This is a genomic window from Stutzerimonas stutzeri (assembly GCF_024448895.1).
In the GTDB taxonomy this organism is placed as follows: Bacteria; Pseudomonadota; Gammaproteobacteria; order Pseudomonadales; family Pseudomonadaceae; genus Stutzerimonas; species Stutzerimonas stutzeri_Q.
In genome coordinates this window covers 78,844-90,642 of the sequence record NZ_JAMOIC010000005.1, presented here as the reverse complement: position 1 = coordinate 90,642, position 11,799 = coordinate 78,844, and the positions used below count along the sequence as shown (strand labels likewise).

Below are 11,799 nucleotides of genomic sequence, written 5' to 3'. Positions count from 1 at the left end.
CAGTCACCTCTTGTATCCGTGATTTTCGATGGATGAATAGCTCATCCACCCGAAGCCTCCAGCCAAACGTAGGGTGGATCACGCTTCATCGATCCACCAGGTGGCGTTCCACCGGGTAGCGTCCCACCGAACAGAGCCATGGTGGATGAAAAGATCGCCATCCACCCTACGGCTGTTCTTTACACCGAGAGCATCAGGAACTCCCGCTCCCAGGAACTGATGACCCGGTGATAGTTCTCCTGCTCGGCGCGTTTTACCGCGACATAGCCGGTGATGAATTTCGGGCTCAGGTACTTTTCCAGCTGCCGGCAATTTTCCATTCGCTCCAGCGCGGCCTCCAGCGTTAACGGCAGGCGCAGGTTGCGGCGCTCGTAGCCGCGACCTTTGACCGGCTGGCTCGGCGTCAGCTCCTCGACCATGCCGATATAACCGCACAGCAGGCTGGCAGCGATGGCCAGGTACGGGTTGGCATCAGCGCCCGGCAGGCGGTTCTCGACCCGGCGGTTCTGCGGATCGGAATCCGGCACGCGCAGGCCCACCGTCCGGTTCTCCTCGCCCCACTCCACGTTGACCGGCGCCGAGGTGTCCGGCAGGAAGCGGCGGAATGAATTGACGTTTGGCGCGAACAGCGGCAGCAACTCGGGGATGTATTTCTGCAAGCCACCCACGTGATACAGAAACAGCTGGCTCATGGTGCCGTCGCTGTTAGAAAAGATATTTCGCCCGGTTTCCAGGTCCACAACGCTCTGGTGAAGGTGCATCGCACTGCCCGGCTCGCCCGTCATGGGCTTGGCCATGAAGGTGGCGGCGACGTTGTGCTTGAGCGCCGCCTCGCGCATGGTGCGCTTGAACACCAGGATCTGGTCGGCCAAGTGCAGCGCCTCGCCGTGACGGAAGTTGATTTCCATCTGCGCGGTGCCTTCTTCATGGATCAGCGTGTCCAGGTCCAGCCCCTGGGCCTCGCACCAGTCATACATGTCCTCGAACAGCGGATCGAACTCGTTGGCCGCGTCGATCGAGAACGACTGCCGCCCCGTCTCCTGACGGCCCGAGCGGCCAATCGGCGGCTGGAACGGCAGGTCAGGGTCTTCGCAGCGCTTGGTCAGGTAGAACTCCATCTCCGGCGCGACAATCGGCTGCCATCCCTTGTCGGCGTACATCTTCAGCACGCGCTTGAGAATATTGCGCGGCGAGATTTCGATGGGATTGCCCATCTTGTCGTAGGTGTCGTGGATCACCTGGGCGGTGGGCTCGATGGCCCAGGGCACCAGAAACACGGCATCGGGATCAGGGCGGCAGAACATGTCGATGTCCGCCGGGTCGAGCAGCTCGTAATAGATGTCGTCCTCGACGTAATCGCCAGTGACGGTCTGCAGGAGCACGCTTTCCGGCAGGCGCATGCCCTTCTCGTCGAGAAACTTGTTGGTGGGAGAAATCTTGCCGCGGGCGATGCCGGTCAGGTCGCTGATCAGGCACTCAACCTCGGTAATCTTGCGTTCTTTCAGCCAGCCGGTGAGCTGGTCGAGCTTGCTGGACATAACGACCTCAGAAATTGATGAAACGAGCGCCGGGCCGGCCCGCGCTCAGCGCCGTCCTGCGCGTTCCTGGCAAGCGCGGGCAAAGCCCTCGAACAACGCCAGGTAATAAGGGTGCTCATGCACCTTCCACTCCGGATGCCACTGCACGCCGAGGGCGAAGCTCTGCGCGCTTTCGACGGAAAACGCTTCAATCAGCCCGTCCGGTGCCAGCGCTTCGATGCGCAGGCCGTGACCGAGCCGCTCGACGCCCTGGCCGTGCACGGAATTGACCTCGATAGTTGGCGGAAGGCCGAGCCGCTCGAGCAGCCCGCCGGGCTGTACGTGCAAGGGATGACTGAGGCCGTACTGCACCTCCACCGGGTCCTCGGCGCGCTCGCGGTGATCGTTGTAGGGACCGGCTTCGTGCACCTTCTGGTGCAGGCTGCCGCCGAAGGCCACGTTCATTTCCTGAAAGCCTCGGCAGACGCCGAAGACCGGCACCCCGGCATCGACTGCCGCGCGGATCAGCGGTAGCGTGAGGCTGTCGCGAGAAGGATCGTGCGGTGTCCCCTCGGCACTGGCCGGACCACCATAGTGATGAGGTTCGACGTTGGACGGCGAGCCGGTGAAGAGCAGGCCGTCTACGCTATCTAGTAGTGTGCTGGGGTCGATCAGATCGCCCAGCGCCGGAATGACCAACGGAATGCCGGCTATGGCAGCCGCGCGCAGGTATTTGTCGCCGGCGATTTGGAAGCTGTGGTGGCCGATCTGCCTGGTACAGGCGGAAACGCCAATCAATGGCACGCGAGGCATGGGATACTCGTCTTTCCGGATGGGGCTCGTCGGAGAGTAGTCTTGTTCGTTTTTATAGACAATAGCCGACCGTTGCCGCTTCGCAAAGCCAGGTCAGCGTATCGCGATTAGCTCCGGAATCGCCCCAAAAACGCCCATTGTGGGCCTCGACGGGGCACTCCGAGGCGCTATTGACAGCGACAGGGCTTTTCGATTGACTCCAAGACAAGCTGTTTGATGATTGAAATTTTTAACAATTAAGGTGCTTCATCATGCTTCCGCCGCCGCGTGCCGTTCAGCTCAACGAAGCGAACGCATTTCTCAAGGAACACCCGGAGGTCCAGTACGTAGACCTGCTGATCGCAGACATGAACGGTGTCGTCCGGGGTAAGCGCATCGAGCGCGCCAGCCTGCACAAAGTGTATGAAAAAGGCATCAACCTGCCCGCCTCCCTGTTTGCCCTCGATATCAATGGCATTACCGTGGAGAGCACCGGTCTTGGCATGGACATCGGCGACTCGGACCGGACCTGCTTTCCCATCCCCAATACCCTGAGCAACGAACCCTGGCAGAAGCGCCCTACTGCGCAATTGCTGATGACCATGCACGAGCGCGACGGGTCGCCATTCTTCGCCGACCCGCGCGAAGTCCTGCGCCGCGTTGTGAGCAAGTTCGATGAGCTGGGCCTGACCATCTGCGCCGCATTCGAACTGGAGTTCTACCTGATCGATCAGGAGAACGTGAACGGCCGCCCGCAGCCGCCCCGCTCGCCCATTTCCGGCAAGCGTCCGCACTCCACCCAGGTCTATCTGATCGATGACCTCGACGAATATGTCGACTGTCTGCAGGACGTCCTCGAAGGCGCCAAGGAACAGGGCATTCCCGCCGATGCCATCGTCAAGGAAAGCGCCCCGGCGCAGTTCGAAGTCAATCTTCATCACGTCGCCGACCCGATCAAGGCTTGCGATTACGCGGTACTGCTCAAGCGCCTGATCAAGAACATCGCCTACGACCATGAAATGGACACGACTTTCATGGCCAAGCCCTATCCGGGCCAGGCGGGTAACGGCTTGCACGTGCACATTTCGCTGCTAGACAAGAACGGCAACAACATTTTCGCCACGGATAAACCGCTGGAAAGCGAAACGCTGCGTCATGCCATCGGCGGGATTCAGCAGACCATGGCCGCATCCATGGCCTTCCTCTGCCCGAACGTGAACTCCTATCGGCGTTTCGGCGCGCAGTTTTACGTGCCTAACGCACCCTGCTGGGGCCTGGACAACCGCACCGTAGCGCTACGCGTGCCGACCGAGAGCTCGGACTCCGTGCGCATCGAGCACCGCGTGGCGGGCGCCGACGCAAACCCGTACCTGCTGCTGGCCAGCGTGCTGGCGGGTATCCACCACGGGCTGACCAACAAGATCGCACCGGACGAGCCGATCGAGGGCAACTCCTACGAACAGGTCGAACAAAGCCTGCCGACCAACCTGCGCGACGCCCTGCGCGAGCTGGATGACAGCGAGATCATGGCGCGTTACATCGACTCCACGTACATCGACATATTTGTCGCGTGCAAGGAAAGCGAGCTGGAAGAGTTCGAACACTCCATCTCCGACCTTGAGTACAACTGGTACCTGCATACCGTCTGATAGCGCGTCCCGCGCCATCGCGCGGTGCCATGAGCCGCTGCTCATAGCACCGCTGCGATGACTGGTCACCACTTCTGCAGTACCACCGCCACCCTAAAAATTGACTGAGCACAGCCAGGACGAGATCGTGCGCGCAAGGTGTTCGGACAACAGATTTCAGAGGCGCTGTGCCGAACGCCCGACTCCTGGCAGTTGCCCGATGGCGTAACCGAGGGCGCTGAGGTTGTAGGGTTTGGTCACGACCGGAATCTGGTCGAAGCGCTCCGGGATCGCTGTGCGGGCGCCGTAGCCGGTGGCAAACAGGAATGGATGCTTCTCGGCTTCGAGCTCGGCGGCGATGCCGAGGCTGGTTTCCCCGGCCAGGTTGACGTCCAGTATCACCAGATCGAAGGGATGCAAGCGCAAAGCACGGCGCGCATCGTCCAGCGAGCCTGCGATCTCCACCTGAACACCAGCGTCCTCGAGCATGGTCTGCGCGTCGAGCGCAATCATCATGCTGTCCTCGACCAGCAGCAGCCTGAGACCGGCGACGGGGCTCGCCGGGCGGGCCCTGGCCACGTCCGTCTGAGGTTGCTCAGTGGCCAAGGATACATGCTGAGGAGGAATGCGGAATCTGGCAAACAGCCCTTCCGGCCGAAACTCCACCCGCGCATCGCCTTGCAGTTCGAAGGGGATGGTGCGCTCCGTGACGATGCTTCCGAAGCCGCGTCGAGTCGGCGGCTTAACCTCTGGCCCACCGCTCTCGTTCCACTCCAGTTCCAGGCCACGCCCCTCTACGAGCTGCCAGCTCACCATGAGCTGGCCTTCTGGCACGCTCAGCGCGCCGTACTTCGCCGCGTTGGTCATCAGTTCATGAAGTACCAAAGCGAGGGTCTGATAGCCGCGCACATCCAGCGTTACCGCGCGACCTGAGAACTGAATGCGCTCGTCCAGCTCATCACGACCGTTCCAGGCGCGGGCTTCGGACTCGAGTAACGCGCGCAACTGGGTGGAGGCGCCAGCGGGAGCATTGATCTGGTCATGCGCGCTGGCGAGCGCCTGGATGCGCCGCTCGACCTCCTGGGTGAACTCCTCCACCGAGGTCGCCTGCTGCGCGCTCTGCCGCGTGGTGGCAAGCACCAGGCTGAGTACGTTCTTGACCCGATGATTGAGCTCGGCGATAAGCAGCGACTGGCTGTCCTGTGCCTGCTGGCGCTCGGAGGCAATGAGCTCCGAGCGCCGGAGTATGACTTCCAGCAAGGCCACCCGTAGCGTTTCGGCGACCCTTATTTCGCTGGGCGTCCAGGGCCGCGCATGACCGCGCACGGTCTCCTTCCAGGCATCGAAACTGCTGCGGGGATTGAGCTTCCCGCTAATCGGATCCCGCTGCACCGCCTTGTCTGGGTTGCCGCCCCAGGTGACCGTCTGGATGACTTCGCGACGGAAGAACAGGAGGTAATCCTGAGCGACCCGCGAGATGGGGATGGCAAGCACGCCACTTGCGAGATCGGCGAAGCCAGCGGCGGGCGCAAAGTGCTCGGCGAGCGATGAAGTGGCATAGATGCGATCAACCGGTTTCTGCCCGAGAAAGGCAATCAGCGCCCCGACTGCATCCGCCGGCGGCAGTACGCCTTCGCCATTGAGCTGCCCGTTCGACCAGACCGCCATGCCATCGCAGGCGATCATGCTGTTGAGCATGCCGGCGTATCGGCTCAGGTCCTCGAAGACGGTATCGCGAGGAGACATCGCCTCCAGTAGCTGATCGTGCGCATGTTGCGCGTCGGTTACCCGCTGCTGTTCCTGCTGCTGCTCACGTACGTCGATCTGCAGCGAGAGCATCTGCCCGAACAACTCGGCGGCCGAGCACAGCGCGCCGCTCAGGTAGTGAGGTTCACTGTGATGACACGCGATCAACCCCCACAGCTGATCACCGCGCATCAGGCTGACCGTGAGCGTGGCGCGCACGTTCATGTTGCGCAGGTACTGGATATGCACCGGCGACACGCTGCGCAATGCAGCCAGGCCCAGATCGAGAGGCAGACCATCCGGCCCGCGCCCGGGTAGAACCGGCACCGGTTGATAGTTGACGTCCGGGATCAGCCTCAGTGGCTGACGCCGGTACAGCTCCCGAGCCTGCGCCGGAATATCGGTCGCCGGATAGCGCAGGCCGAGATAGGAGTCGCTGCCGTAGCGCACCGCCTCGGCCACCACCTCGCCCGATTCATCAGGCAGAAAACGATAGATCATCACCCGGTCGTAACCGGTAACGGCGCGCACTTGCTGCGCCGCCAGCGTCAACAGCCGCTGCACCGTAGGCGCCCTGCGCAAACGCCCGGCCAGCCCTCGCAACAGGGTCACGCCGTTGGCGCCTGCACCCATCACGCTGGGCGCCGCTTCGATCACGGCCAGGCCGTCGACCATGTGTACTGTCATGTCGTAGCGATGGGAGCTTTCATCTAGCGCGAGGCAGTCCAGCCGCTCGGCCGTGCCCGACAGCATTGCAGTCTGCAGTTGGTTACGGACGGAATGAACCGTTTCGATCGGCAGGATGGAATCAAGCGGCTGACCCAACAGTGACTCCGGGTCTACACCGGCTAAGAAGGTCGACGTGTTCGCCGAAACGTGCGCAACGGTCCAATCAGGCAGGGTGCAGCCCAGCAAAAGCCCATGCGGTTGAATGGTCCCCGGAATGTGGATGGGCTCCTGAGCACAATCCACGGGGGCGACGGACAGACGGGACTCGGTCGTCAACGCTAAACCTCTCCTGCAGTTCTGAGGGCAGGCCCAACAGAGACCCGTTCAGAACCTTGAGACACGTACCAGCGGCATTTCGCTCAAAAAACCCGTCCGGCGTAGGTGCAGACCGTCGGACAGTCAACGCACTGGCGGCTACAGGCACCATGCACAACGTCGGAACGAGGGGCCGGCGAAGAAGCGAAACTGATGATTGCTTCAGGCCGCTTCATGGCTTCCAATGCCAAGCCATGACCAAGCCCGACGATTTCAAGCCCGTTCCCGGACGGCGGCCACGCGCCAGCAGCAAGGCACGCATCGCCCAGATTCTCGCTGCCGCCCGCGCGTTGCTGGCCGAACAGGGCGTGGCCGGCCTTTCGATCTACAGCGTAGCGGAGCACGCCGGGATTCCGCCCTCCTCGGTCTATCACTTCTTTGCCAGCGTGCCGGCATTGCTCAATGCCCTGACCGCCGACGTGCATGCCGCCTTCCGTGCGAGCTTGGCCGAGCCGGTGGATCACGCGAGCCTGAGTTGCTGGCGCGATCTTTCCCGGCTGATCGAGCAGCGCATGCTGGCGATCTATCAGCACGACGCCGCTGCACGACAGCTGATTCTCGCGCAGCACGGGCTTAGCGAAGTGACCCAAGCCGACCACCAGCACGACATCGAACTAGGTGGTTTGATGCAGGTCCTTTTTGAAAGGCACTTCGAGCTCCCGGGCCTGCCCGATGATGTCGAGGTGTTTGCCCTGGCGCTGGAGTTGGGCGACCGGGTCTACGCGCGGTCGGTGCATCTGCACGGCAGCATCACGCCGCGTATGGCCGAAGAGGGGATGCGGGTGTTCGATGCTTATCTGGCTTTGTACCTGCCGCCCTACCTGCCAAAGCGCAGCCAGCTCTAACCGATAGATATCGGTTTTTTATGGAGGCAACCGGATTCAAATAAGACCAAACGCGCTTTCAATCCGGATAATTATCGAATAAATTTCGCAGCAGCCCACCAGGGCTGCCCTTACGCCAGCATCCGCGAGGTTTTCCATGTCCCGTATCGTTACCGTCGCCGCCGCCCAGATGGCCTGTTCCTGGGATCGCGAAGCGAACATCGCCAACGCCGAGAAGCTGGTCCGTGAGGCAGCTGCCAAAGGTGCGCAGATCATCCTGATCCAGGAGCTGTTCGAAACGCCCTACTTCTGCCAGAAGCCAAACCCTGAGTATCTGCAGCTGGCCACTTCCGTAGAGGAGAATCCGGCCGTTCAGCATTTCCAGAAAGTCGCCGCTGAATTGCAGGTGGTGCTGCCGGTGAGCTTCTTCGAGCTGTCCGGCCGGGCGCGCTTCAACTCCATCGCCATCATCGATGCCGACGGCAAGGTACTGGGCGTATACCGCAAGAGCCACATCCCGGACGGCCCCGGTTACCACGAGAAGTACTACTTCAACCCAGGCGACACCGGTTTCAAGGTCTGGAATACCCGCTACGCCAAGATCGGCGTGGCGATCTGCTGGGATCAGTGGTTCCCGGAAACGGCCCGCAGCATGGCGCTGATGGGTGCCGAAGTGCTGTTCTACCCGACCGCCATCGGTAGCGAGCCACACGATTCGACCATCACCTCTCGCGACCATTGGCAGCGCGTGCAACAGGGCCACGCCGGCGCCAACCTGATGCCGCTGATCGCCAGCAACCGCATCGGCCGCGAGGAGCAGGACGGCTACGACATCACCTTCTACGGCTCCTCGTTCATCGCTGATCACTTCGGCGCCAAGGTCGAGGAAATGGACCAGACCAGCGAAGGCGTGCTGGTCCACGCGTTCGATCTCGATCAGCTGGAGCACATTCGCAGCGCCTGGGGCGTGTTCCGTGATCGCCGTCCGAACCTGTACAGCCCGATCAAGACGCTGGATGGCTCGCTGGAGTCCTGAACCGCCTTTTATCGGCAATCGACTCAGCCGCACTCCTTTTGTTGCGGCTGAATCGTGCTTCACGTGGTCAGATGTCCGCTAACTGATAAAAGCCGAACGCACCGCAGATTGTTGTCTTTTCCACAGGTAAAACGATGACCACCCTGACCACCACCCCGCGTGCCGACGATTACCACATGCCTGCCGAATGGGCGCCGCACAGCCAAACCTGGATGGTATGGCCGCAGCGGCCCGACAATTGGCGCGACCAGGCCACACCGGCGCAGGCTGCGTTCACTGCTGTGGCCAAGGCCATCGCACGTTTCGAGCCCGTGACCGTCTGCGTCACCGCCACGCACTACCAGACCGCCCGTGCGCAACTGAACGATCCGCGAATACGCGTGGTGGAAATCAGCAGCGATGACGCCTGGGTACGCGATACCGGTCCGACCTTCGTGATCAACGGCAAGGGCGGCCTGCGTGGCGTGGATTGGACTTTCAACGCCTGGGGCGGCCTCGAAGGCGGTCTGTATGGCGAGTGGCAGCGCGACGACGAAGTAGCGCAGAAGATCCTTGAGATCGAGCGCTGCGGCCGTTACCGCACGGAGGGCTTCGTGCTGGAAGGCGGCTCGATTCACGTCGATGGCGAAGGCACCCTCATCACCACCGAGGAATGCCTGCTCAATCGCAATCGCAATCCGCACCTGTCGCGTGAAGAAATCGAGCGGGTACTGTCCGACTACCTGGCGATCGACAAGGTCATCTGGTTGCCGCACGGCCTCTATAACGATGAAACAGACGGGCACGTCGACAACTTCTGCTGCTTCGTGCGCCCCGGCGAAGTGCTGCTGGCGTGGACCGACGATCGCGACAACCCCAACTTCGAACGCTGCCAGGCCGCCATGCGCGTGCTGGAGCAGGCAACCGATGCCTGGGACCGCCCGCTGGTGGTGCACAAGATGCCGATTCCCGGCCCTTTGCATGCCACGGACGAAGAGTGTGCCGGCGTGGTGCCCCTGGTCGGCACCCAACCCCGCGATCCGTCCATTCGCCTGGCCGGCAGTTACGTGAACTTCCTGATCGTCAATGGCGGCATCATCGCGCCGTCTTTCAACGATCCGCTGGACGATGAAGCCCAGGCTATTCTTGGCAGGCTGTTCCCTCAGCATCAGGTGGTGATGGTACCGGGTCGAGAAATTCTGCTGGGCGGCGGTAACATCCACTGCATCACCCAGCAGCAACCCGCCGCGTCCAGCCGAGCGCCGATCTGACGAGGCGACGCCTGCTGCCCCAGGCATGAATCAAGGAGCGCCCCATGCAACGCCGAGCGGTTCTGCTGTGCATGTTGATGGCGCCTTCAGTTCAAGCCATCGAAGCCTACGCCTGCCGTAACGGCCACTTCCCGGCATTCGCCGGGCAGGTGCGTGACGCAGAGGTCACTGCTGCTGCAGACCAGCGCGTCCATTTCCGTGATGACGCGGCCGGCTGCCCTGAAAACGATTCCTGCATCAGGAAAGCCTATCTGGTAAACGGCGACCGACTGCTGGTCGGTAACGAGACCGATGACTGGGCCTGCGTCTGGTATTTCGGCAAGGAGCACGAATTCGTCGGTTGGTTGCCCGCCCACCACGTACGCGCCCAAGTCGCAGCGAATGCACCTGAGGCTGATGACTGGACAGGTCGTTGGGTGCCGATTGCAGGAGGCAACCAGATCGTCATCACGCGTCCCTCACCCACCGGACCGCTTGCCGTTGAAGGCGAGGCGATCTGGCAGGGCGGCATCAACAGTTATGGCGAGCGAGTGGTCCACCTCGGTGCCTTCGAAGGCACGGCACGGCCCTCCGTTGACCTGCTGAAGATTGCCGAAGGCGACGACACCTACGACTGCAGCGTTACCTTGCAGCATGTCGCCGGCAATCTGGTCGTCACCGACAACGGCAATTGTGGCGGGATGAACGTCCGCTTCGACGACGTCTACCGCAGAGCGCCCTGAACAGAGGGGTTAGCCGCCTCTTTCTTGAAGCGCAACGTATCTGGTCTAACGTTCAAGTCTTCAGCCGAGGTGATGTGAGCCCGAATGACGCCGAGAACTCTTTGCATACCCCGGAATGCTGTTGCGCCGATACCCCGCTCCGCTCTGCCGGCTCTGTTGACCTTCGCACTTGCGATCAGCGGTTGCGATGGCGATAGCAGCGCCGATTCCGGCTCCAGTGCTGGCTACGTGCCGCCGACCCTGGAGCAGGTCCCCACCTGCAACCAGATCGCTGCAACGCTTGGCCCGATGGTCGATGGCCTCGTTCTGGTCGAGCAAGAGGATGGCGGCCGCTATGACAATGAGACCGTCTACGGCATCAGCTGCACATGGCTCTCGCAGGAAACTCAGTCCGGTAATGTCTTCGACACGGTCAAGGGCGGCAGTCTGACCCTGGGACTCTCGGTCGACCCTGAGCCTTCTGACGTGGAGCTGCTCAGACAGATGGGCATGGTCTACGATGACGAAAGGGTCGAGGCGATCGGCGGATTCGTGCTGGACATCAGCAGGCAGCTGGATCCCGCAGCCCAACTGGGCATTGTCGGCCCACAGGTGGTGGTTGGCAGAGTCACCATTACCACCGCAGCGGGCGGCATCGCCTTGCAGAAGGTCGAGAGCCTGCGAGGGATTACCAATGACCTAGCGATTGCAGGCTCGGTTGCCGTCCACAAGATGCTTCGCTGAAATTCTCAGCAGGTCCGCAAGCGGTGGAAACACTCACGGCCCGGTTCAGCGCAACGACCAGCCTATTTCAGAACCGACAACACGACAGGAGCGAACATGCCTTTAGCACGGCTGCAAACCTTATCCATTGCCGGCACGCTGATGCTTGTCAGCCTCAGCGGGCAGGCGCAGGACGCGGATCAGCAGATGATGATGACTAACATGCACACCCAACTGGCCAACTTCGGCGGCGCCATGCACACAACGGCGAAGGTGTGCGGAGACTCCTCAGACGAACAGCTGGCCGAGCAAAAAGAGAAGCAAAGAGCCTTGTCGATCCAAAACGGCATGGACGCGGCCGCTTTTGACCAAGCTTTCAACGCCGGTGCAAGCGAGGCGAAGACAAAATGGGCATCCATCCCGGCGTCTGAGCGTCAAGCCAAATGCGAGGAGTTCAAGCAAGAGATGGAAGCGTTAGGCCATCAAGTCACGCAGTGACGGTGTGGTCAATCAACAGCCCACCCCAAAAGTCGCTTTG

Annotated in this window: 10 protein-coding genes; 7 read left to right on the top strand and 3 right to left on the bottom strand. The window is 61.7% G+C overall.

The annotated features are described in order from the left end of the window. Nucleotides 1-179 precede the first annotated feature (179 nt). Both NA619_RS07815 and NA619_RS07810 read right to left on the bottom strand, forming a co-directional pair. On the bottom strand, nt 180-1,538 hold the full coding sequence (locus NA619_RS07815) for a glutamine synthetase family protein (protein ID WP_222910085.1): 1,359 nt from the start codon (nt 1,536-1,538) through the stop codon (nt 180-182). Between the two features lie 45 nt (nt 1,539-1,583). Beyond that, a complete protein-coding gene (locus NA619_RS07810; RefSeq protein ID WP_255961217.1) occupies nt 1,584-2,330 on the bottom strand; it encodes a gamma-glutamyl-gamma-aminobutyrate hydrolase family protein in 747 nt (248 codons plus the stop codon). Between the two features lie 251 nt (nt 2,331-2,581). Between NA619_RS07810 and NA619_RS07805 the strand changes: the two genes are divergently transcribed. Continuing rightward, on the top strand, nt 2,582-3,958 hold the full coding sequence (locus tag NA619_RS07805; protein ID WP_255961216.1) for a glutamine synthetase family protein: 1,377 nt from the start codon (nt 2,582-2,584) through the stop codon (nt 3,956-3,958). A gap of 156 nt (nt 3,959-4,114) precedes the next feature. Here the strand turns inward: NA619_RS07805 and NA619_RS07800 are convergent, their stop codons facing one another. Then, on the bottom strand, nt 4,115-6,688 hold the full coding sequence (locus tag NA619_RS07800) for an HWE histidine kinase domain-containing protein (protein ID WP_255961215.1): 2,574 nt from the start codon (nt 6,686-6,688) through the stop codon (nt 4,115-4,117). Between the two features lie 233 nt (nt 6,689-6,921). Here NA619_RS07800 and NA619_RS07795 point away from each other — a divergent pair, with 233 nt between their 5' ends. The 6 genes from NA619_RS07795 (at nt 6,922) to NA619_RS07770 (ending at nt 11,759) form a co-directional block, all read left to right on the top strand. Next, nucleotides 6,922-7,572 carry a TetR/AcrR family transcriptional regulator gene (locus NA619_RS07795; protein ID WP_255961214.1) on the top strand — a complete coding sequence of 217 codons (651 nt, stop codon included), beginning with the start codon at nt 6,922-6,924 and terminating at the stop codon, nt 7,570-7,572. Between the two features lie 136 nt (nt 7,573-7,708). Continuing rightward, complete coding sequence (aguB, locus tag NA619_RS07790; protein ID WP_255961213.1) at nt 7,709-8,587, top strand: N-carbamoylputrescine amidase; 879 nt, start codon at nt 7,709-7,711, stop codon at nt 8,585-8,587. A gap of 134 nt (nt 8,588-8,721) precedes the next feature. Continuing rightward, nucleotides 8,722-9,837: an agmatine deiminase gene (gene aguA / locus NA619_RS07785; protein ID WP_255961212.1), complete on the top strand. Its 1,116-nt coding sequence runs from the start codon at nt 8,722-8,724 to the stop codon at nt 9,835-9,837. Nucleotides 9,838-9,881: 44 nt separating this feature from the next. Beyond that, the gene (locus NA619_RS07780) at nt 9,882-10,559 is read left to right on the top strand and encodes a hypothetical protein (protein ID WP_255961211.1); all 678 of its coding nucleotides are present in this window, start codon (nt 9,882-9,884) and stop codon (nt 10,557-10,559) included. 156 nt (nt 10,560-10,715) lie between these two features. Beyond that, complete coding sequence (locus NA619_RS07775) at nt 10,716-11,282, top strand: lytic murein transglycosylase (RefSeq protein WP_255961210.1); 567 nt, start codon at nt 10,716-10,718, stop codon at nt 11,280-11,282. A gap of 96 nt (nt 11,283-11,378) precedes the next feature. Further along, nucleotides 11,379-11,759: a hypothetical protein gene (locus tag NA619_RS07770; protein ID WP_255961209.1), complete on the top strand. Its 381-nt coding sequence runs from the start codon at nt 11,379-11,381 to the stop codon at nt 11,757-11,759. Nucleotides 11,760-11,799 lie beyond the last annotated feature (40 nt).

Coding starts and splice junctions, on each gene's coding strand:
- NA619_RS07815 (WP_222910085.1), bottom strand. CDS start 1,538: ATGTCCAGCAAGCTCGACCAGCTCACCGGCTGGCTGAAAGAACGCAAG.
- NA619_RS07810 (WP_255961217.1), bottom strand. CDS start 2,330: ATGCCTCGCGTGCCATTGATTGGCGTTTCCGCCTGTACCAGGCAGATC.
- NA619_RS07805 (WP_255961216.1), top strand. CDS start 2,582: ATGCTTCCGCCGCCGCGTGCCGTTCAGCTCAACGAAGCGAACGCATTT.
- NA619_RS07795 (WP_255961214.1), top strand. CDS start 6,922: ATGACCAAGCCCGACGATTTCAAGCCCGTTCCCGGACGGCGGCCACGC.
- aguB (WP_255961213.1), top strand. CDS start 7,709: ATGTCCCGTATCGTTACCGTCGCCGCCGCCCAGATGGCCTGTTCCTGG.
- aguA (WP_255961212.1), top strand. CDS start 8,722: ATGACCACCCTGACCACCACCCCGCGTGCCGACGATTACCACATGCCT.
- NA619_RS07780 (WP_255961211.1), top strand. CDS start 9,882: ATGCAACGCCGAGCGGTTCTGCTGTGCATGTTGATGGCGCCTTCAGTT.
- NA619_RS07770 (WP_255961209.1), top strand. CDS start 11,379: ATGCCTTTAGCACGGCTGCAAACCTTATCCATTGCCGGCACGCTGATG.